This is a genomic window from Sodalis glossinidius str. 'morsitans', from assembly GCF_000010085.1.
Lineage (GTDB): Bacteria > Pseudomonadota > Gammaproteobacteria > Enterobacterales > Enterobacteriaceae > Sodalis > Sodalis glossinidius.
Genome location: NC_007712.1, coordinates 1,705,246 through 1,725,465, shown reverse-complemented (window position 1 = coordinate 1,725,465; position 20,220 = coordinate 1,705,246). Strand labels below are relative to the sequence as shown.

The following is a 20,220-nucleotide window of genomic DNA, read 5'->3' as shown; positions in this document are numbered from 1 at the left end:
GCATTGGGATGTCAGGGGGATAGCCATGAGCAGGTACTATAATCAGACACGCGTTGTGCATAATGGCCTCGAGAAATGGGAATCAATTTACAACGTTCTTACTGTTTCTCATATTGATAAAAGTCTTATCATTATTGAATCTAGCGAGATGGGCGTTGCGCACGTTAAATTTGAACTCACCAATGAGCAACGCGACGAGTTAGTAGAAATCCTCGCGCTGGCATAGCTGCAAGCCATAAATAAGCCAGACATTCATATGCGCAAAATACTCAGGCGTAGGAAATTTTGTCTTTACGGCGGACCTTACCACGGAGCTACTATTATGCTGTATTCCGAAAACACATTAATTTTCACGGCAAAAGGCCAGCACGTAAGATACAAAGGCACTCACCCCGATTTATATTGGGAGGCGATGCGTGTCGGCTAGAAAAGTATTTACCCCACGCCCTTATCAGGCACGGATGGTGACACATATCCTCACGCATCCGCGCTGCAATATCTGGGCAGGTATGGGTAAGACCGTCGCGACATTAACGGCGCTGGACACGTTATTCAAATCAGGCAGCGAAACGCAACCGGCATTGGTGCTGGCCCCACTGCGTGTTGCGACGTCCACCTGGCCGGATGAGGCGCTGAAATGGACGCATCTGCGTGGCCTCGTGGTGCAGCCCATCACAGGCTCACCAAAACAGCGACAGGAGGCGCTGGCGAACAGCAACGCCAATGTATTTACCACCAACTACGAAAACGTGCTGTGGCTGGTTGAGACGCTGCGAGGGCGCTGACCGTTCAGCACCGTTATAGCCGACGAGAGCACCCGGTTCAAGTCTTTCCGGCTGAACTCCGGTGGAAAGCGAGCGGAGGCGCTGGCGAAGATCGCCCATAAATACGTTGACCGCTGAGTCAAGCTGACCGGCACCCCCGCCCCTAACGGCTTAATCGACCTGTGGAGGCAGGCGTGGTTTGTGGACCAGGGCAAGAAGCTTGGACGCACGTTCGGTTCGTTTGAAAGCCGCTGGTTCAGGAAACTACAGTTCCCCGACCAGCCGTTCTCAAAGCTGATACCGCTGGAGTACGCGCAAGAGCAGATACACGCTGGCCGAGTTCACGCTATCGCTCAACCCCGCCGACTGGTTCGACATCGACCTGCCTATCCACAACACCATTAACGTCACCCTGCCGCCAAAAGCCTGCAAGCAGTACGAGGAGATGGAGCAGGAGATGTTCCTCGAACTGGAAGATATCGGCATCGAAGCACCCAACGTCACTGCCCGCACCATGAAGTGCCTGCAGCTTGCCAGTGTTGCTGTGTATACCGATGACAGCGGCGGGTGGCTGAACGTACATGATGTAAAGCTAAAAGCGCTGGAAAGTATCATCAGCGAGTCCGGCGGTACACCTGTGCTGGTACGCCTATCACTGGAAGCACGACCTTGAGCGTCTGCTTAACGCCTTTTCCGATGTCCTTCATCTGGACGCCAATCCGCAGACCATCAGCGACTGGAACGCCGGATGGATACCGCTACTGTTCGAGCACCCTGCCAGCGCCGGGCACGGGCTGAACCTTCAGGACGGCGGTAATGGTGGTGTTTTTCTCGCACTGATGGGGACTTGAGCAGTACCAGCAGATTATCGAGCGCATCAGCCCTACCCGGCAGGCACAGGCAGGGCACCCGCGCCCGGTATTCATCCACCACATTGTCGCTACCGATACCGTCGATGAACTGGTCATGGAGCGGCGCGACTCAAAGCGTCAGGTGCAGGACATTTTATTAGAGGCGATGAAGCGGAAAAAACATCGCCGATAAATACAGTCAGGATAAGAGAGAATGAGCGAGCTATTTCTTGAAAAAGAAGAAGTCATTAAATTGACCAAATATAAGTACAGTGCGTACTAGAAAAAATGGTTAGCTAAACACAAAATTCCCTTTTGGGAAGATAGAGAAGGAAATTCTATTATCATGCGCGCGTATTTTTTGAATACTGAAAACAGTAGCGCTATCAAAGAAGATAAACCTAATTTTGTAGCGCTTTAAATGGGCCGGAAACGACTTAACCCTGAGCATAACAAACTACCTAATAGAGTTTACACTAACGGCTACAGTTATGTCTGGAAACCAACATCAAGCTAATCAATCACGCTGACGCTAATCAAAGATGGCATTGCCGCTGTCTGGAAAAAATATGAGGAAGTTGTTAATCAGGCACGTAAACCGATTACCTTTAGCCAACTATGGGAAAAGTTTATTGGTAGCACGTATTTCATTGAGCTAAAACCACGCACCCAACAAGATTACATGCAGCACCAGAAAAAACTATTTGCCATATTCGGAGAGATGAAGGCCGACGGCATTAAACCGGAGCATGTCCGGGAGTTTATGGATAAGCGTGGACTACAGAGTAAAACGCAAGCGACCCACGAAATGGCGAGCATGTCTCGCGTTTACCGATGGGGCTATGAGAGAGGCTATGTTAAAGGCAACCCCTGTGCCGGCGTTATGAAGTTTAAAGCCGTCAAGCGTGACCGGTACATTACGGATGAGGAATATCTTGCCATTTATCAAGCTGCTGACGATATAGTCAAAGTTGCTATGGAGATAGCATACCTTTACGCCGCTCGATTATCTGATGTACTTGGGATGAAGTGGCAACAAATCACTGAGCAAGGGATTTTTATTCAGCAGGGAAAGACTGGAATTAAGCAAATCAAAGCCTGGACGCCAAGGCTTCAAGCTGCGATAGATCATGCCAAAGGCTTTTCCACACCAGCAGATGTTACCTCCGCCGTCATCATGGGACAGCATAATCGGCACTACAGCAAACGTGGATTCAGTAACCGATGGATGGAAGCGCGTTCAAAAGCAGCTGCCCAACTTGGCTACGATCTTGACTGTACATTTTATGATTTGAAAGCTAAGGGGATTTCGGATTACAAAGGGAGTACAAAAGATAAGCAACTATTTAGCGGGCATAAATCAGAAAGTCAGGTTTTGGTGTACAACAGAAAGGTTAAAATATCGCCTACTCTTGATATCCCTTCGCTACCTAAGAGCGAAAAATATACTAAGTAAATATACCAAGATAATACCAACACCGATTTCTAGCCTATCTGATATTTCACATAAACTATTGATAAATATGGCAGAGGAGGTGAGATTCGAACTCACGAAAAGTTGCCCTTCGCCGGTTTTCAAGACCGAAGTAAAATATTTTATTTTCAATAAGTTATAGTCATCGCTTGGTATACAAATTCCTTTTAACTCACTTGAATATCAAAAACTTACAATAATCAAAAAGTGAATATACCAAGCATTTTGCCACACCCGCACCCACATTTGACGAAGGAAATTCCATGCTCTATAGTCGCTTAGCATCTGCAAATTCAGGTGCCGGGAGGCTTTGTTGAATAAATCAGAACTTGTGACTACGCCCCCCTAGCAGATCGATTGTGATGCGATCCGGATGCTGTTCGGCATTCCTAACAGCGTCATTTTGTTAAGCGCTTTGACCATCGCCATTGCCTCACCTACCTGCGCATCATAGTCACGCAGACTTAGATGATCGCCCATAAGCGTTTTGAACCGGAATATAGCTGTTTCAGCCACTGAGCGTCGATGATAGCCCACTTGCTTTTTCCATACATCGTTACTGCCGCTTAGACGCTGATTCGCAACGGCGTAGTTACGCTCATGGTATCGGTCTGGCCAATATTGTGCCCCACCTCGTGGAGGAATAAGAGGCCTTATTTTCTTCCTCAGCAGAGCATCATGACAGTATCGGGTATCGTAAGCGCCATCAGCCGACGCTTCCCTGATTTTCCGGTGGGTCTGGTTTATCAGAGCTGGTAGGGCCTGAGCATCCGTCGTACCGCTGAGCGATAAGTCAGCACAGATAATCTCATGCGTTACACTGTCTGCGGCCATATGCAGCTTACGCCACACCCTCCGTCTGTCGGCACCATGCTGCCGGACTTTCCATTCGCCTTCGCCAAAGACCTTCAGGCCGGTTCCGTCAATGACTAGAGGTGAGATTTCACCACGGGTCGGCGTTTTTATGCTGATTTTAACTGTCTTTGCTCGCTTGCTGAGCAGCGAGTAGTCTGGGCATCTTAGCGGCAGCCCCATCAGTTTAAAAATGGCGTCAACGAAGCCCTGTAAAGCCCTTAACGAAAGGCCAAACACGCGTTTCATCATCAGAACAGTGGTGATAGCCATATCTGCGTAGTGAAGCGGCTGGCCACGCTGTTCAGGCGTTGTTTTTTCCGTCCATGCAACAATTGCCGACTCATCCAGCCATATCGTCAGAGCCCCGCGCTGCTTGAGAGCTTTGTTGTAAGTGGACCAGTTGGTTATTTTAAACTTTTGCTTTGCCATGGAGTGCAGATGTTGAAATGACGGTAGTGATCTGAGCAGACGATCACCTAAAAGTTATATTTATTTAACAAAGCCCGCCTGAGGGTGAAATAATTTCGTTGAGCGGCGTCAGTAAGTCTGGTGCGGGTTGCATCATCCATGCGGGCGGCGGGGCTACCGGTTGGCACTGCTGGGCAGGTGGCGTTGATCTGCAACCAACGACGACCGTCAGCCACATCGCGCTCAAGCTGCGCAATACGTTTTTTTATCATTTCCAAGCTCTCGCGTGTGTTGCAAATCCAGCGTGGCGATGGTCTGTATCTGGCGGCTTAACTGCTCAATCTCCGCCTGACGGAACTCCGCTTCGAGTTCAACTTGCCTTAATGTCTCTTCCGCACCTTTATATTGGATACGGTAGAAGAGCGCCACCACGGCCAGAAATACCAGCAATGCAGTCATGGCAAGAGGTAATTTCCAGTACATTAATCTTGTCCTTTAAGGCACAACTGACGCTCGGCTTCCCGGCACTTCGTGAGGCCGGGGTACTTGCCCCCGTTGTTGAATTCTGTCAAACGCTCACACATCTCACGCCATTTTCCCCGCCGCGCCAGTTTATGAAGTGTCGTTTCATGGCGCTGGCCGTCCTTCCCTTTGTACGTACGCAAGCCGTAGCAGCCCGTGGTGAACGCGGCTAAGTCATCGCGCTGAAAGTGTCGTCCGACATCTCGTGACCCAGGAAATACGTGTTGATGCAGTGCTCTGCATCCAGAATATTGCGCTGCCAGTCTGCTGCTATCTGCTGGTCTGTTTTGTAAGTGCCGGGCTTAACGCCGTGGGTATTGCCAATGCCATCGGTAAGTCGATCGGCAGGGCAACGGTACGGCTCCCGGAGACAACCTTCCGCATTGCCGATAAGCTTAAGTCCCTCGATATTGGTACGCACCTGTCCATGTGAAACAACCAACGCAATAATGGCGGTGACGGCACACATCGGGGCGGCAGCGTGTTTAATGCTCATCGTGCTTCGTCCTAAAACGGTATTCCTTGTGCCGGTAAACCCAGTTCAGCAGGAAAGTAGCCAGCGTACAGGCGATATCGGTAATCAACGCCCATTCACTGAGCGAGAATGCACCCAGCAGGCACGTGACAAGGGCCCAGCTGTAGGCAGAGCCGGTAGTAAATTTTTCTATTGGAGTTATTCAGATTATTGGAGTTATTGCGCCACCTCGTCCGGGAGTGGCTATCGGTCAGAAAAAAAGGCCACGCCGGAGCGTAGCCTTGAGATTATTTTGGAGGGTGAAGCACCTATACAAAAGTATGGATGCCACGTCTTTAATTTTAAGCTATCTTGCCCACTATATATTTTTCTTGAAAGAAACGGTCATTTGACCTCCCCTCTTACGTTTCCGCTGCCTACGGAATCGAGGGGACATATTTTTATCAAAAAATGCGAATAAGAATAATATCTACTTTTTTATCTTATAACAAAAAGCCTCAGCATTAACCGAGGCTTTATCGCACATCTGTGCAAAACTGATACGGACTGGACAACAATCAGATGTGCGACTCAATAATTTTATTCAGAAATCAGTAGCTGTCAATAGCAAAAAGCCCCAACCACAAGAGGGAGTTGAGGCTTCATGTCCTGCGCACTTTTGCCGCAGCATGCAACGATTATGTGTTATAACGTTATAACAGTCAAGCGTTTCACTGATCTTTTGATCAGTTGTTTAGCCTCACGCTGTCAATGCCGCTGTAAGAAGTGCTGGATATCCGCTTGTTGCCATCGTGCTAATGTATTTTTCAGAAAAACATTGTGAAATTTATTAGTTTCATCAAGCAACTGTTTCATTTCTGATACCACGGCATCCGCATGAACCAGCCGGACAGCCTGCTTTTAGCGTCGCACATGACCTCTTTCAGCACATTAGTGAAACTGTAAATGCCGCTGGCACTCTTCCGCGATGATCGGAATATGGCTCACGCTAAAATGTTGTGGGGAAGAGACACCTGCCGCATAACGCAGTGCATGCCAGATAGCATTGCTCCATGAGCGCTCAAATCGGAAGCCGTTCGATATGCCCCAGATGAGCCGAGCAAGATGAGGTGTATCGTCAGCGGTTAGTAGCTCTCGTGCTTCGGGCTTATGAGTGAGGTGCTCATACTTACCAGTCTTGCGGATTGTTGGTAGTACATCATCGAATACCCAATCTTGAAATTGTTTTGCTTCAGGCTTATTGCTGCGGAAAATTAGACGATAAAGATTAGGTTCATTAACATAATTAAGCTCTTGCATGTCGCCGTCCGTGGGGGTTACAAGTTTTGTAACCCCTTTTTTATTCATCTGAAAACGTGAATGACTGGCAACAGTGATAGATAAAATCTCACACACATCCTTGAGGCATAACCAAAGTTCATTATCAATTATGTGGATGCGAATATCATGAGTTTCCTAAAAAGAATATGAGATAGGTTTGACGAATAAATAAGCCATGGTTGACCTCCTTAGAAGTTTCAGTAAAGGCCACCATTTAGTAATTGGTGACCAGGTGTCAACTGGAGTCTTCTAAGACACTCCGGGCATATTCCCCTTTCGGGTATTGTATTACGCCTCTCCACCCGGCCTTCGGATGTGTTTACACCGTTTTACGGGATAAAAAAGCCGCAAAGCTATCGGGTGCGGATGACCGCTTAGAAGTTACAGTGCGGTTAGCCTACGATAGGTTTTGCGGGCTTGTCAAACCAAACTTGCAAAATTTTGCAGATTGACGGTCAGATCGCTTACAACTTGGCTTAAAACAGGAGGATTTCCCATGGACCAACCAAGTTGCATTTGATACATTGCAAGCGTCAGAAGAGCTTCAGACAGCCGGGCTTAACCAGTGAGCAAGCCAAGGCGATTTCCCTAGTCGTACGTAAGTCTCACGAAGTGGCGGATGTAGCGACTAAGACCGATATCGTTGAAGTAAAGCACGAAATTGCCGAAGTAAACCGAAATGTCGCCGATGTCCGTAAAGATTTAACATTTCAGATAACTGACGTCCGCAAGGATATGGAAATAGTCCGCAAAGATTTGCAGCTTGGAATGGCAGGTCACGATGCTTTCCCCCTGTAATACGCCACGACGATATCGTTGCCCAGCGGGTCGAAGACCTTCAGCCGCCCTCGCCCGGTCAACTATCTCCCCGTCCTCATCGGACAGCATGGGTCGATATCGCTGCTTGCCGTGACAATGGGCCATGCAGCCTTGTACTCGGTGCCAATACGTGAGCCGCTCCAATGTCCCCATGCGCTTAACAGGTATCGAATATCTTTCATGCTGCCCCCCGCAATATTCATCAATCACCACCACACACTTACCACCCTTGACACCGCCGTTGTCGTCAATCTTCTTGACGGTCATCACCCGCACCTGTCCGTCGTCGTTCCAGATACCCGCTTTGGTTAGCACATCAAATACCCCTTTACTGTAATTATCGACATCTCTCATGCGTTTATCCAGGAGATAGAGATTCATCAGCACCGAAACCTCACCGCAGAATAACTGGCTCAGCGACATCACCGGCGTTTTCAGCTCCTTCGCCATACGCTTGAGGCTGCCGGAAATATGCGCGACGGCAAGGTCATTACGCTCTGCTCGTGGCTTCTCAATCAGACCCAGATAATCGACCATAATCAGCGATAACGCAGGGTGGGTAAGCTTGTGCCGGTAAGAAATGGCTCGTATCTGCTCGATGGTCAGTGATGATGCATCCACGACCCAAACATCAAGCCCCTGTAAGCGGCGAAGTCCCTGAGATACTCTTGCCCAACCTCCGTCATCCATCCGGCAAGGCTTGCGTAGCGTCGAAACCGGGAGATGACTGGCTCCCGCCAATGAGCGCTCGATAACCTGCATCGCATCCATTTCCATCGAGAAAATCAAAACACCCTTGCGTTCGATTTCAGTTATCGCACCGTTCTCCGTGTCAATCTGGCGTGTGGTATGCTGTGCTGCAACACCCTCCGCCACCTTCAAGGCAAATTCAATCTTTCCCATGCCGGGACGGGCGGCAACAATCACCGGGTCCACCGGATTGATACCACCAAGAATGTCATCCAATTCCTCAATGCCCGTTTTCAATGAGTCCGAGGCTTCCCCATTCTTCAGGCAATTTTCCAAAAGCGCGGTGTAGGGGGCTATCAGCTCGTCGATATGCATCAGGCGGACTTCGTCGGCGGGGCAGTCGATATCACGCAGGGAGGCTAACACCTGCCCCATCACTGCCAACGCACGTTCATGGTTCGGGGACTGGCGTACCTGCTCCAGTCCATCGCCCAACAACGCCGTGAAGCGCCGCACACGCTGATAGTCTGCCAGTACCCGCGCATACCCCTTGAGATTCGCTGCGCTGGGACACTTCTTCGCCGTTTCCATCACCGCGCCAAAGTTGCCGCTCCCATCGCCTCACCCACCATCAGCCTGTCAATCAAGCCACGGGTTTTCGCCTGCCGCCGAATTTCGCGGAACGTCTCACGGTACAGGCTGGCGGTGAAAGCGTCGTCATCCAGCGTAGCGAGGACATCCGCCGCATCAGGCGTGTAACCGCCTAGCAGCAGACCACCGATGACGCTGGCTTCGATTTCCTGATCTGTCACAGCGTGCCCTCCCTGATTTTCGTCAGTGTGTTGCGTTGCAGCAGGTAATCAAAATTTGCCACCCAGCTACGATCATTTTCACCAAAGTGAAACGGTCTGGCAGCAGCCATAAACGCCAAAACGTAGGCACGAAAGCCGTCCAGATTCGGTGTCGCAAGGGAGCCTACCAACAACTTTCTTTCTTGCGTACCGCGACATCGGAACGGTCGTAAAGCGAGCAGTCGAGATAGCAGCGAAGAAGTGCCGCTAACAGAGTGGCGCGTTGAAATTCTGCACCGGCGGACAGCAACTGCACAACCAAGAAATCACCATAGATTCTGAGCATCGTGTTCAGGATAGTCAGAAGTGATCGATAGTAATGCCGGGTAAACCGTCCTATTCGCCCGCAATCAGGCGATAACAATCCAAACCGTCCCGCGCCGCCAACAACGTACGCAGACCTTGTTCAGCCGTCAACCAGCTGACGAAGAAGTCGACATCAATCTACTCATCGGGGTTGAAGTTCCACACCTTGGTCCGGATTTGCGACTTCGGTGACCACGCGCCGCGCGTCAGCCAGCGGCCTTTGTCATCGCAAATGTCGATGGTTTCTCCCGGCTGGGCTTTCCCTTCCAACCGGCTAATCGCACCAGAGAAGACCCAGGGATGGAGTCGCAGGAGCGATTTCTCACGGTCGCGCGCCAGAAATAGACGTTTTGTCATCATAAAAGTATGCTAAACCCTAGCCAAAGAGCGCCATTTTGCGAATAAGCGCGCTGAAAAGCAACTTACGCCGTTCGGCAGGAGGAAACAATGACGATGATATGTACGGCAGCCTGGGTCCATGGGCAGGTGCAGGGTGTCGGCTTTCGCTACGCCACTCAACATCAAGCAAAGCTTCAGGGATTGAGCGGCTATGTCCGCAATCAGGATGACGGCAGCGTCGAAGTTGTGGCCTGCGGCGAAAGTGCCAAGGTGGAAAAACTGCTGGACTGGCTACGCCAGGGTGGATAAAGTGCCTACTGAACCGCGCAACGGTAGCGTCGGGGATTTCAACGGTTTTACCATCCGCTATTAACGCCGTCAGCGCTTCCAGGCAGGAGTCGCTGTGCGCACGGTGCTCTGGGTTGATGCGCCATTAGCTGCGCCACGGTTATGGACTGCGGTACAACTTCCCGCTTAACGCCAGCGTTTATGGCCGCGGTGCATCTGCCGGCTTAGCGCCAACAGTTATGGAGCGTGGTGCCACTGCCCGTTTAGCGCCAGCGGTCGTGGACTTCGGCTTCGGCGCCGCAACTTTTAGCGGCTACAGACATTTAACCGGTTTGGGCAGACCGGCAATTTTCGTTGCCTGTTTGGCAGGACCCTCGGGAAACAAACGGAAAAGGTAACGGCTGTTGCCTTTTTCTTCACCGTAGGCCTGCGCCATGGCCTTCACCAGCATCCGCACCGCTGGCGACGTATTGTACTGTAGATAAAATGCGCGCACGAAATGGATCACCTGCCAGTGGGCTTCGCTAAGGGTGATACCTTCGCGGCGGGCAATTTCTCCGGCCAACGCTTCGGACCAGTCCTGCAGGTGGGTCAAATACCCCTGCGCATCGGTACTGATTTCTGTGCCGTTAAACTCCATCGATTCCTGTCCGGCTCATTGATTATCGAATAAAGAGAGGATAGCAAATCTGCCGTGCAGAAAACACCAGGCCTCGCCTGGGAACGCGACGGCATAATGTGCGAATGCCGACGCGGCCGCGAACGGGGCCTGGAAGAGGACGGGGTAGGTTAGCTGCTGCGCATACCGCCGAAGATGCTTAGCAGGCTGACGAAAATGTTGTACAGCGATACGTAAAGACTGACGGTGGCACGAATATAGTTGGTCTCTCCACCGTGGATGATATTGCTGGTTTCCCACAGAATCGCGCCGGAGGAGAACAGAATAAACATCACGCTTATAGCCAGCGACAAGGCCGGGATATGCAGGAAAAAATTAGCGACAACCGCGACCAGCAGTACCACGAAGCCGGCCATCATCATTCCCGACAAGAAAGACATATCCTTGCGGGTGGTGAGGACATACGCCGAGCAGCAAAAGAACACCACCGCCGTGCCCCCCAGCGCCAGCATGATGACGTCCCCCGCGCCGGACGCCAGCAGCATGCTCAGCAGCGGCCCCAGCGTATAGCCCATAAAACCGGTCAGGGCAAAAGTAGCGAGGATCCCAGCAGGACTGTTGGCGAGCCGGTGGGTTAGGAACAGAAGTCCGTAAAAGCCGGCCAGCATCAGAATCAAACCAGGCGCCGGTAGCCGCAACAGGGTGCTCGCGGTGGCGGTCAGTGCGGAAAATGCCAGCGTAAGCGACAGCAGGAAATAGGTATTGCACAGCACCTTGTGGGTGCTCAAGAGCGAATGCCTGCGCGAGGACGTCGCAATCAAACGATCCATAATTTGCCTCTCATCATGAAGGTGTGTCAGTAATATTTCATGCAAGATTAATGGTTTGCCGCCGTTGCGCCTATGGCTTTTACCCATCTTTACGCACCTAAGCCGGCGCTGGCGGAAAAAAGAAGGTGGCGAAGAGACTAATGACGATTTTTCAGTCAATTAGAGCAAACGCTCTTTACAACCGGATCGACTCTGTTTATAGTTCGCCTCGTTGCGGAGGAGTGGCCGAGTGGTTGAAGGCACCGGTCTTGAAAACCGGCGAAGGGCGACCTTTCGTGAGTTCGAATCTCACCTCCTCCGCCATATTTATCAACAACTTAGTTGGTAACCCAGACAAGCAAAAAATTGGTATTGGTATATTTTAACTATTAGGCAGAGAAGTAATGTCAAGACTAGGTGATAATTTAACCTTTCTGTCATACACCAAAATTTGACTCTCTGATTTATGCCCACTAAAATAGAGCCTTATCTTTTATACTTCCGCTGTAGTCTGAAATTCCCTTAGCTTTCAAATCATGAAGCGTAAAATCAAGTTCGTAGCCAAGCTGACCCGATGCTTTGGAACGTGCTTCCATCCAGCGATTGCTGAACCCTCGCTTGCTATAATGGCCTTTATGCTGGCCCATAATGACTGGGGTATCGGTTTGCTTAGAAGTGAAAACGGATCTAGCTAGTTCTATGGCTTCCCGTAGTCTTGGCGTCCAAACCTTAATTTGTTTGATCCCCGTTTCCCTCTGCTGAATAAATATTCCTTTTTCGGTAACTTGTTGCCACTTCATGTCAAGTACATCGGATAATCTGGCAGCACATAGATACGCTATCTCCATGGCAGCTTTGACCACCTTATCAGCGGCTTGATAAATAGCAAGATACTCATCATCGGTAATATAGCGATCTCTCTTGACTGCTTTAAACTTCATTACGCCAGCACAAGGATTACTTTTAACATACCCACGCTCATAGCCCCAGCGGTAGACTCTGGACATGCTTTCCATCTCATAATTCGCCTGTGTTTTGCTCTGCAAACCACGCTTATCCATGAATGTTCTCACGTGCTCTGGCTTAATACTGTTCACGCTGACCTTACCAAAAACAGCGAGCAGTTTCTTCTGGTGCTGTAGATAATCTTTTTGGGTTCGGGGCTTAAGTTCAGAAAAATAGGCGCTATCAAGAAAATAAGTCCACAGTTGAGCAAATGTTAATGTGATGAATAATTCAGCCATTAATCTTTCATAGTTGGCCCATACCTGCGTAATCGTCGTTTCTTTTATTTTACCTAAGCCCATTGTTTTTGTAGAGCCATGAGGTTTGAATACGTAGCTGTAGCCATTAGACCTTACGCACTTGGGTAGCTTATTATCCTCTGGATTAATTCGACGTCTTCCCATCTAAATCACTCCAAAATTGGCTTTGTTGAATAAATCAGAACTTGTGACTACGCCCCCCCTAGCAGATCGATTGTTATGCGATCCGGATGCTGTTCGGCATTCCTAACAGCGTCAGTTTGTGGAAAATAAAAATCAGTTGGCCAGCGCGTGCCGCGGCTACAAAGATATCAATATGCTAGCGCTGCAGCTGCTGGCGCCAGAGGGGATTCTGCTCAGGTCTGATGTCTACCGATTTGTTTCAGAAAATCCTGGCGGATGCGGCGCTCGATGCCGGCCGCGAGATTCAGTTTATTGAACAGTTTCGCCAGGCCGCCGATCACCCCATTGCCGGCGCCTACCCGAAGGGCTGTATTTGAAAGGTTTTGCCTGTCGGGCTAGTTAAATTGTGTTCTGTCACCTTGAATTCCCCAGGGCCTCCCCCATATTAAGTGTAAGGCATACTTTTCATTGGAGTTCTTATGATTGCCAGCAAATTTGGCATAGGGCAGCAGGTCCGGCATAAACTGCTGGGGTACCTGGGGGTCATTATCGATGTGGATCCGGAATACTCCCTGGAGAAGCCTTCGCTAGACGATATCGCGGCTGACGATAGCCTGCGTACGGCCCCGTGGTATCATGTGGTCATGGAAGATGAAGAGGGAAAACCGGTGCATATCTATCTGGCGGAAGCGCAGCTGGGTTATGAATCTTTCCCCGTCCATCCCGAACAGCCGACACTGGATGAATTGGCTGAGTCCATCCGATTACAGCTTCAGGCGCCGCGCCTGAGAAATTAACCGGAGGGCTGCGCCAGCGCGTAGCCTGTTCTCCCCTCACTGACTCACCCAGGCGCCGGCGCCAACTGTCCGCCGGATGGCAATACATCTCCAACACCGCGGTTACCCCTTGGGGCGGTATGTCAGCCTCAGGTTTCACTTGACAGCAGTGCTCAGCGGTCCAGGCCAAGACGCGGGATTTCAATTTTCGGACAGCGATCCAGCACCACTTTCATACCCACATTTTTCGCCAGCACAGCCGCCTGTTCATTGACAATGCCTAATTGCAGCCCCGCACACCGGCATCAATGGCAATCGCTTCCTGCGTTAGATCGTACACCGCCTCAGCGCGTCGAAAGACATCCACCATATCGATTTTGGCGGGGATCTCGGCCAAAGAGCCGTAAACGGTCTGCCCTAGAATGGTTTTTCCTGCCAGAGCCGGATTCACCGGGAAGACCTGATAGCCCCCTGGCCAATAAATAGGCCATAACGCCGTGGCTGGGCCGGGCCAGATTATCGCTGGCGCCTACCAGGGCGATGGTTTTCACAGTCTGAAGAATGTCGCTGATTTCAGCGTCTGTTATGACGGTTCTCCGCGGGGAAAAGGTATTTTAAGTATATACCACCCGGTAAAAAATCTCTTTCCTAAGTGAAAATCAATAATATCAAAATAAAAATAAGTATGACTAAATGATACAAAATTATTATTATTGGCATGTAGACATAGTGAATTATTCTGCTTACGTTCTGATAAGGTGAGATAATGAATTTCCTGCGCGTCCTGGTTATAAGTTTAGGCATCTTAACCGGGTTTCCCGTGATGGCGACAACGCTGCAACTCCCTGAAGAACTTGAACTATTAATCGTCGATGGTAAAACGCTGGGGAGCGTTCTACTGCGTGGCGCCAGCAGCCTGGAATTGAAGCAAGGCCATCACCAGATGGTTTTTACCCTGGTCCAACCCCCATCAAACGGTAAAGGCACGATAACGCCGTCCTGTAGCGCGCTCTACATCGTCATCGGTTTTAGCACGGGCGAAGCGCGGCGGCTTAAATTCGTGTTGCCAACGCTTGCCAGTCGCGCAGAAGGCGAACGTTTTTGCCATCAGCCGCTGATAAGCCTCCAGGATCAAGACCAGAAACCGCTACCGGTCAGCGTTAGCCGGCTCGATGCGGACAAGAACGGTTTACTGTCCGCGCTGGAGCAATACAATCGCCGTTATGGACCTACGGTGCCGGCGCCGCGACCCGTGAAATCCGCCGTCAATCCTCCCCCGCTTACCGGCTCAACCAGCGGACACGCGGAACAAATGCTGCGCTTCTGGTTCTTGCAGGCCGACATGGCTAGCCGGGAGCGGTTTCTCGCCTGGGTCCGCCAGCGAGACTCAGCCTCCTCACTGGAGACAAAATAAACAGTGCTATTTTACCGAATTGCCGGTTTGTCTCTTTGCAGTGAAACAGGGTTTCAGTAGTCTATAGCCAGACCGTCTGACTTAAGGAACTGGACATGGAATCAACCACCCGCACCATCGCCGCACGTAAACATATCGCGTTGGTGGCGCACGATCACTGTAAACAATCTCTGCTTGACTGGGTGGAGACCAACAAAGCGCCGCTTTCGGAGCATGTGTTATATGCTACCGGGACTACCGGCAACCTGATGCAGCTAAAAACCGATCTTCCGGTCAACAGCATGCTCAGCGGCCCCATGGGAGGGGATCAACAGGTTGGCACCCTGATTTCCGAAGGCAAAATCGATATGATGATTTTCTTTTGGGATCCGCTTAATGCGGTTCCACACGACCCCGATGTCAAAGCGCTGCTGCGTTTGGTAACGGTCTGGAATATCCTGGTGGCCACCGATCGTTCCACCGCCGATTTTTTGATAAGCTCGCCGCTTTTCCATCAGGAGGTGGCGATCGTCATCCCCGATTATCAACGTTACCTGGCAGAACGCCTGCCGTCCTAGGGTACCAAAGCCGCGTCCCTAACCGCAGGCGGCGCATTGGCCGGCGCGTACCGAGCGGTGAGTCACCCGCCTTAGGGTTTTTTCGCCCGCGGTACGCCCTGATCCACCAGTTCCTCGATGAATACCGACGGGTTTGCCTTATCCGTCAGAAGCCATACCTGCTCTTTGGCGCGAGTAAGCGCCACATACAGCAGGCGGCGCTCTTCCGCATCAGGGTAATCTTCCGGCCGGGGAAGAAGAACCTGTTCGATAATCGATTCTCGCGCAGGGGCCGGAAAGCCATCGCGCCCGTCGTTGACGCCAACGATAATCACATACTCCGCCTGTTGGCCTTTGCTGGCATGGATGGTCATAAAATCAATGTGCAGATGAGGCCAGCGCGTTGCCGCCTTCGCCAGCAGCGCCGGGCGTAGATGGTGATAACGTGCCAGCACCAGAATGCGCTGCGTCGGCGTAACAAAGCCGCTGAGTTTATCAAGTAACGCATCCAGCTGATCCTCCGGCAGGATCTGCACTGCCTTTTTGCCACCACGCGTTAGGCTGTTAAGCGGTTTGGCCAGCTGAAACGGATTTTGCTGCACAAACCGGTTGGCCACTTTACCAATACGTTGATTAAAGCGATAGGTGGTATCCAGAGCCAACGGCTCGCCGCCGCCGAAATTCGCGCCAAACGCGGTGATCAAGGTAAGCTCCGCCCCGCTGAAGCGATAAATCGCCTGCCAGTCGTCCCCAACGGCAAACAATGAGGTAGCGCTGTTTTGTTGGCACAGCGCTGTGATAAGCCTGGCGCGCTGGGGTGAGATGTCCTGAAACTCATCCACCAGTATATGTTTCCACGGGCTCACGAAGCGGCCTTTTTGCAGAATATCCACCGCCTGATGGATAAGACCGTCAAAGTCCACCGAACCCTCTTCTTTTAACGCCTGTTTCCAGGCTTTCAACAGCGGCGCAAGCAACCGGATGCGTTTTTGGAAGTGCTCGCGAAGCTCATCGGGCGCCGCGTCTACCATGTCGGCCTGACTGCCGCCATGGGATCGAATCAGCCCGACCCAGCGTTCCAGCCGTCCCGCCAGGCGATGAGCCAGTTTATCATTCTGCCAAAAGTCGCCCTCCGGCACTTCCCAGTCCAATTCCTCGCTGATCCACTGCCGCCATCCCTTGGCCTGCGCTTTTTTTTCGCGACATTGCTGCCGCCAATGATCAATCAGCAATTTACGCCGCGCCGCGCCATCGCTTTCAAGCTGGCTGACGGCAGGCGCCTTTTTATTGCCCTGACGGATAATCATCAACGCCAGCGCATGAAAGGTGCTCGCCTGAATCGAATCTACGTCCAGCCTCTGCCGCAAGCGTTCGTCCATTTCCTGCGCCGCCTGGCGTCCGAACGCCAGCAGCAGAATCTGCTCAGGCGTCGCCAGTTTGCGCCGCAGTAACCAGCCGGCGCGCGCAACCAGCAGTGAGGTTTTACCACTGCCGGCGCCGGCCAGCACCAGCAGCGACCGCTCGCCGTTTACCACCGCTCGGCTTTGTGCAAGATTAAGCGGCGAACTTTCCACCGCGTGAAAGAAATCCTCATGCTCGCGCAACATACGCGCCGTCCATTGCTGATTGCGCGCCTCCACCCGCTGTGCGCCTTCTTCCAACCATTCCCGGCACTGCTGCCAGGGTTCCCGGCAAGCGTCGAATGCCTCCAGCCGGGCGACGGGCAGCGGCAGCGCGTCAACAGCTTTTTTGACGCCCTCCTGCAAACGGACCAGATCCTGCTGTAACAACCAGCTGTCCTTATCGATAATTTGTTGAATTTTCGCCACTTGTTCATTCAACACGTCGGCGGCGATGGTGCTCATCTCCGAGCTCCAGTCCTGCCACGACTGCTGTAGGTGGCGATAGAACCGCTGCGTTTCCTGCCATTCGGTGCCGTGCAGGCGCACCACTTTCCCTTCGGGCAGCTCAAACTCCAGCTCCCCCCAGACAATGCCGCGGCGGCATTGAATGGCCAGGATCTGATTAAACGGGATCAGATAGTGATGTTTATCGCCGCTGACCTCAACGCCGGCATGCAGTAGCCGCACGCGGTTGTAGGGATGCTGCGCCAGACGTTTGCCGATTGAGGTAGATTTAAGTTCCATAAGCGTGCCAGGATTCCGAGAGGCGATGATGTCTGTCTTTAGTGTACCCGCTTTAAGATGTCCTGCTCCAGCCAGAAAAACAGAGTAGAATTCGCAAGGGGGATCAGAGACAATCGGCGCTAACGATTTTCTGCCCTTAACACCCAGAGCGCTATGCGAACGCTACTCAATATTATCAATTTCATTTTTGGCGGTTTCTTCACTACCCTGGCCTGGCTGCTGGCGACGTTACTCAGTATCGTGCTTATCATCAGTTGGCCATTCACCCGCGCCTGCTGGGAGATAACCAAATTGTCCTGGTGCCGTTCGGCAACACCGCGCTGCATGTAGATGAAATCTACCCCGAACGGCACAGCGGTCTTTTGAATACCGGCGGCACAGTGCTGAATGTCTTCTGGTTCCTGGTGTTCGGCTGGTGGCTCTGTCTGTCGCATATTCTGACCGGAATAGCGCAATGCTGCACGCTGATTAGCATCCCGTTGGGTATCGCCAATTTCAAACTGGCGCTCATTGCAGTCTGGCCCGTGGGCCGCAGGGTGGTGTCGGTCGAAGAGGCCGACAGGTTAAGGGCGGATTTTTGCGGCCCTGGTGGCTTAGCGCTCACGTTGACAATCCCGCTGACACTCGGCGTGGTAGCCGCCGCGCTAGCGAGTCTTGATGACAGGCTCACCGGCCGATTGCGCAATTTGCTGATTACGCTGGTGAGCTTTTTCATCGCCGCCGTTTCCATTGAGCTTCTGTTTCCCTATCCGTGGCTATTTGCCCTCGGCCTCGCCTGCTCGACCTGCGGTTTCATTTTGCTGGGCGCCCTCGGGCAGCGGTATGCCACGATCGCCTTTGGCGCCCTGCTGATTGCAGTATATACCATGTTGGGCGCCACCCTCTACCAAAGCTGGTATTTGCAGTCTTTGCTGCTGGCATGCGCTATCTGGTACAATGTGCTGACCCTCTTAGGCCATCTGATGTTCCCCATCAGTCCCCTGCAGGATGACCTGGCGCGCTGCTATCAGTCATTGGCCCGCTACCTCTCCGCCAAAGCCGGCTGTTTCGATCCGGACAGCGAGGAAAGCGACGATAGCATCCTCTGATAACGGTGGCAATGGCTAGCGGCCAACTGGTGGAGTCCCTCAATCAGGTCAAAGCCACGTTGCTGATGCGCCTGCGCGGTGACCGCGGCCAGCGTGGCACCCGACGTAGCCTGCACTATTATTTCGTCGCCCAAGATATCCATGAGCGTGCTAGCTCTGCGCACTCGCGCTATCAGCAACTCCGTGAAGAGCTGCGCTTCAGCGACGTGCTGTTCCGCTTTCAGCGCCTATAATGGATATGCAGGCCCGCGCCTGCGAGAACCTTGAGCAATCCATCCTGCTGCGCCGTCGATATCAGCACGATCCGCGATTCGAGCGGCTTTTTGGCCATCTCGATGCCGCTATCGCCCGCGCCAGAACGGCCGCACCTCTTGCAGCGCTGCACCCTTTACTGAATAACCTGTGGGCGATTGATGCCCAACTGGCCACCATCGAATCCGAGCAGGCCATGGCCCGCATGCCCGCCGAGGAGAACAATCTGTCGGACGATAATCTGACCGGTTGGCAGGATATCCGCACCCGCCTGCGGCTGAATCTGACGTCGGAATCCGCTCTGTTTCGCCATGCGGTGCGCATGGCGCTGATATTGTGCGCCGGCTACGCGTTCATCCGCTTGAGCGGCATGCACTATGGCTACTGGATAATAATGCTGATCAGTCTGTTCGTCTGCCAGCCAAACTATCAGGCGACCCGGCGCTGGGGTATTGATTGGCCTGCCGGTGCTGTATTTTGTGCCGTCCACCGAAGGGCAACTGGTGCTGATTGTGTTGAGCGGCAAACTGTTTTTTGCCTTCCGCAATAGCCAATATGCGCAGGCGACCCTGTTTATCACCCTGCTGGTGATGCTCTGTTTCAACCTACTCGGCCAGAGCTTCGAGGTCGCGGTGCCGCGTCTGTTCGATACCCTGGTAGGCTGCGCCATCGCCTGGACGGCGGTAAGTTTTATCTGGCCCGACTGGCGCTCTCGCCGCCTGACCGCCAATTGCCGTTATCTGGATGCCATATTGGTGCAATATCATCAGGGCAAAGATAACCGACTCGATTACCGTGTGGCGCGCCGGGACGCCCATAACTGCGATGCGGCGCAGGCGTCGGTAGTGTCGAACATGTCCGCTGAACGCCGCGCCGGCGGGGAGCTGATGGAAGGCGCCTTCCGCCTCCTGTGCCTGAGCTATACCTTCCTCAGTTACATTTCTACTTTGGGCGCCCATCGTGGGCTTATCGCCAACCCGGCGGTGTTAAACATTCTCAACGACGCCACCTGTTATGTGGACGATGCTCTGCATCACCAGAGCGGCGACGCGTTTCAGGCACGACTCGGCGAAGAGCGCGACAACCTGCCTGCACGTATTGCGCAGTTGGGAACGGAAACGGGCGCACGGGAACAACTGGTGATACAACAGGTTGGCCTGTTGTTGTCGCTGCTCCCTGAATTGACCAGCCGCCGCCGGCAAATAGCGCAGACGGGCTAACACCTGGCC

At 52.3% G+C, this 20,220-nt stretch carries 12 protein-coding genes, 1 tRNA gene and 14 pseudogenes; 11 read left to right on the top strand and 16 right to left on the bottom strand.

What is annotated here, in order from left to right; translation table 11 throughout:
• Nucleotides 1-461 precede the first annotated feature (461 nt).
• Both SGP1_RS08940 and SGP1_RS08935 read left to right on the top strand, forming a co-directional pair.
• Nucleotides 462-1,808 (top strand): annotated as a pseudogene (locus tag SGP1_RS08940) (SNF2-related protein).
• Nucleotides 1,809-2,036: 228 nt separating this feature from the next.
• A pseudogene (locus tag SGP1_RS08935) lies at nucleotides 2,037-3,071 on the top strand (tyrosine-type recombinase/integrase).
• A 363-nt stretch (nucleotides 3,072-3,434) separates the two neighbouring features.
• On the opposite strand, the gene SGP1_RS08930 reads toward SGP1_RS08935, so the two are convergent.
• The 7 genes and pseudogenes from SGP1_RS08930 to SGP1_RS23790 all read right to left on the bottom strand — a co-directional run bounded on the left by SGP1_RS08930 (nucleotide 3,435) and on the right by SGP1_RS23790 (nucleotide 6,780).
• Nucleotides 3,435-4,373 (bottom strand): IS5-like element ISSgl1 family transposase, encoded by a 939-nt coding sequence (locus SGP1_RS08930; protein WP_011410900.1) that lies wholly within the window; start codon nucleotides 4,371-4,373, stop codon nucleotides 3,435-3,437.
• A gap of 64 nt (nucleotides 4,374-4,437) precedes the next feature.
• Nucleotides 4,438-4,512 (bottom strand): annotated as a pseudogene (gene rz1 / locus SGP1_RS35055) (lysis system o-spanin lipoprotein Rz1); the annotation flags it as partial.
• Nucleotides 4,502-4,624, bottom strand: a pseudogene (locus SGP1_RS35050) (lysis system i-spanin subunit Rz); the annotation flags it as partial. The pseudogenes rz1 and SGP1_RS35050, both read right to left, overlap by 11 nt.
• Nucleotides 4,596-4,835 (bottom strand): lysis system i-spanin subunit Rz, encoded by a 240-nt coding sequence (locus tag SGP1_RS35045; protein ID WP_041866802.1) that lies wholly within the window; start codon nucleotides 4,833-4,835, stop codon nucleotides 4,596-4,598. The pseudogene SGP1_RS35050 and the gene SGP1_RS35045, both read right to left, overlap by 29 nt.
• Nucleotides 4,835-5,370, bottom strand: a pseudogene (locus SGP1_RS35040) (lysozyme). Before SGP1_RS35040 ends, SGP1_RS35045 begins: the two are co-directional and overlap by 1 nt.
• The gene (locus tag SGP1_RS27015) at nucleotides 5,360-5,488 is read right to left on the bottom strand and encodes an HP1 family phage holin (RefSeq protein ID WP_243466267.1); all 129 of its coding nucleotides are present in this window, start codon (nucleotides 5,486-5,488) and stop codon (nucleotides 5,360-5,362) included. The pseudogene SGP1_RS35040 and the gene SGP1_RS27015 overlap by 11 nt, the downstream one beginning before the upstream one ends.
• A gap of 791 nt (nucleotides 5,489-6,279) precedes the next feature.
• Nucleotides 6,280-6,780, bottom strand: coding sequence for a BRO-N domain-containing protein (locus tag SGP1_RS23790; protein WP_279379465.1), 501 nt, complete (start codon nucleotides 6,778-6,780; stop codon nucleotides 6,280-6,282).
• Nucleotides 6,781-7,193: 413 nt separating this feature from the next.
• Between SGP1_RS23790 and SGP1_RS33070 the strand changes: the two are divergent.
• Nucleotides 7,194-7,467, top strand: a pseudogene (locus tag SGP1_RS33070) (hypothetical protein).
• Here SGP1_RS33070 and SGP1_RS36270 read toward each other — a convergent pair.
• From SGP1_RS36270 to SGP1_RS27000, 4 genes and pseudogenes are all read right to left on the bottom strand, one after another.
• Entirely contained in the window at nucleotides 7,372-7,842 is a 471-nt protein-coding gene (locus SGP1_RS36270; RefSeq protein WP_424141160.1) for a RusA family crossover junction endodeoxyribonuclease, read from the bottom strand. The pseudogene SGP1_RS33070 and the gene SGP1_RS36270 sit on opposite strands and share 96 nt — an antisense overlap.
• A 51-nt stretch (nucleotides 7,843-7,893) precedes the next feature.
• A pseudogene (locus SGP1_RS36265) lies at nucleotides 7,894-8,990 on the bottom strand (replicative DNA helicase); the annotation flags it as partial.
• Nucleotides 8,987-9,160 carry a hypothetical protein gene (locus SGP1_RS27005; protein ID WP_243466203.1) on the bottom strand — a complete coding sequence of 58 codons (174 nt, stop codon included), beginning with the start codon at nucleotides 9,158-9,160 and terminating at the stop codon, nucleotides 8,987-8,989. The gene SGP1_RS27005 and the pseudogene SGP1_RS36265, both read right to left, overlap by 4 nt.
• Nucleotides 9,161-9,165: 5 nt before the next feature.
• A pseudogene (locus SGP1_RS27000) lies at nucleotides 9,166-9,692 on the bottom strand (23S rRNA (cytosine(1962)-C(5))-methyltransferase RlmI); the annotation flags it as partial.
• A 90-nt stretch (nucleotides 9,693-9,782) separates the two neighbouring features.
• Between SGP1_RS27000 and yccX the strand changes: the two are divergent.
• A pseudogene (yccX, locus tag SGP1_RS08900) lies at nucleotides 9,783-9,980 on the top strand (acylphosphatase); the annotation flags it as partial.
• Nucleotides 9,981-10,275: 295 nt separating this feature from the next.
• Here yccX and SGP1_RS08895 read toward each other — a convergent pair.
• Nucleotides 10,276-10,602: a TusE/DsrC/DsvC family sulfur relay protein gene (locus SGP1_RS08895; RefSeq protein WP_011410897.1), complete on the bottom strand. Its 327-nt coding sequence runs from the start codon at nucleotides 10,600-10,602 to the stop codon at nucleotides 10,276-10,278.
• Nucleotides 10,603-10,751: 149 nt separating this feature from the next.
• Complete coding sequence (yccA, locus tag SGP1_RS08890; RefSeq protein WP_011410896.1) at nucleotides 10,752-11,411, bottom strand: FtsH protease modulator YccA; 660 nt, start codon at nucleotides 11,409-11,411, stop codon at nucleotides 10,752-10,754.
• 215 nt (nucleotides 11,412-11,626) lie between these two features.
• On the opposite strand from yccA, the gene SGP1_RS08885 reads away from it, so the two are divergent.
• A tRNA-Ser gene (locus tag SGP1_RS08885) sits at nucleotides 11,627-11,714 on the top strand.
• Between the two features lie 58 nt (nucleotides 11,715-11,772).
• Here the strand turns inward: SGP1_RS08885 and SGP1_RS08880 are convergent.
• Nucleotides 11,773-12,799: pseudogene (locus SGP1_RS08880) on the bottom strand (tyrosine-type recombinase/integrase).
• A 112-nt stretch (nucleotides 12,800-12,911) separates the two neighbouring features.
• Here SGP1_RS08880 and SGP1_RS26995 point away from each other — a divergent pair.
• Nucleotides 12,912-13,181, top strand: a pseudogene (locus SGP1_RS26995) (23S rRNA (cytosine(1962)-C(5))-methyltransferase RlmI); the annotation flags it as partial.
• Nucleotides 13,182-13,257: 76 nt separating this feature from the next.
• A complete protein-coding gene (gene hspQ / locus SGP1_RS08875) occupies nucleotides 13,258-13,575 on the top strand; it encodes a heat shock protein HspQ (protein ID WP_011410894.1) in 318 nt (105 codons plus the stop codon).
• 152 nt (nucleotides 13,576-13,727) lie between these two features.
• Here the strand turns inward: hspQ and SGP1_RS08870 are convergent.
• A pseudogene (locus SGP1_RS08870) lies at nucleotides 13,728-14,141 on the bottom strand (CoA-binding protein).
• Nucleotides 14,142-14,377: 236 nt separating this feature from the next.
• Between SGP1_RS08870 and SGP1_RS08865 the strand changes: the two are divergent.
• Together SGP1_RS08865 and SGP1_RS08860 are read left to right on the top strand one after the other, a co-directional pair.
• Nucleotides 14,378-14,968 (top strand): YccT family protein, encoded by a 591-nt coding sequence (locus SGP1_RS08865; protein ID WP_158302360.1) that lies wholly within the window; start codon nucleotides 14,378-14,380, stop codon nucleotides 14,966-14,968.
• Between the two features lie 95 nt (nucleotides 14,969-15,063).
• Entirely contained in the window at nucleotides 15,064-15,525 is a 462-nt protein-coding gene (locus tag SGP1_RS08860; protein WP_011410892.1) for a methylglyoxal synthase, read from the top strand.
• Nucleotides 15,526-15,596: 71 nt separating this feature from the next.
• Here the strand turns inward: SGP1_RS08860 and helD are convergent, their stop codons facing one another.
• A complete protein-coding gene (helD, locus tag SGP1_RS08855) occupies nucleotides 15,597-17,651 on the bottom strand; it encodes a DNA helicase IV (protein ID WP_011410891.1) in 2,055 nt (684 codons plus the stop codon).
• Nucleotides 17,652-17,804: 153 nt separating this feature from the next.
• Between helD and SGP1_RS29445 the strand changes: the two are divergent.
• Both SGP1_RS29445 and yccS read left to right on the top strand, forming a co-directional pair.
• Nucleotides 17,805-18,220 (top strand): annotated as a pseudogene (locus tag SGP1_RS29445) (YccF domain-containing protein); the annotation flags it as partial.
• A 14-nt stretch (nucleotides 18,221-18,234) separates the two neighbouring features.
• Nucleotides 18,235-20,211: pseudogene (yccS, locus tag SGP1_RS26990) on the top strand (YccS family putative transporter); the annotation flags it as partial.
• Nucleotides 20,212-20,220: the final 9 nt, after the last annotated feature.

Coding starts and splice junctions, on each gene's coding strand:
- SGP1_RS08930 (WP_011410900.1), bottom strand. CDS start 4,373: ATGGCAAAGCAAAAGTTTAAAATAACCAACTGGTCCACTTACAACAAA.
- SGP1_RS35045 (WP_041866802.1), bottom strand. CDS start 4,835: ATGTACTGGAAATTACCTCTTGCCATGACTGCATTGCTGGTATTTCTG.
- SGP1_RS36270 (WP_424141160.1), bottom strand. CDS start 7,842: ATGAGAGATGTCGATAATTACAGTAAAGGGGTATTTGATGTGCTAACC.
- SGP1_RS08895 (WP_011410897.1), bottom strand. CDS start 10,602: ATGGAGTTTAACGGCACAGAAATCAGTACCGATGCGCAGGGGTATTTG.
- yccA (WP_011410896.1), bottom strand. CDS start 11,411: ATGGATCGTTTGATTGCGACGTCCTCGCGCAGGCATTCGCTCTTGAGC.
- hspQ (WP_011410894.1), top strand. CDS start 13,258: ATGATTGCCAGCAAATTTGGCATAGGGCAGCAGGTCCGGCATAAACTG.
- SGP1_RS08865 (WP_158302360.1), top strand. CDS start 14,378: ATGGCGACAACGCTGCAACTCCCTGAAGAACTTGAACTATTAATCGTC.
- SGP1_RS08860 (WP_011410892.1), top strand. CDS start 15,064: ATGGAATCAACCACCCGCACCATCGCCGCACGTAAACATATCGCGTTG.
- helD (WP_011410891.1), bottom strand. CDS start 17,651: ATGGAACTTAAATCTACCTCAATCGGCAAACGTCTGGCGCAGCATCCC.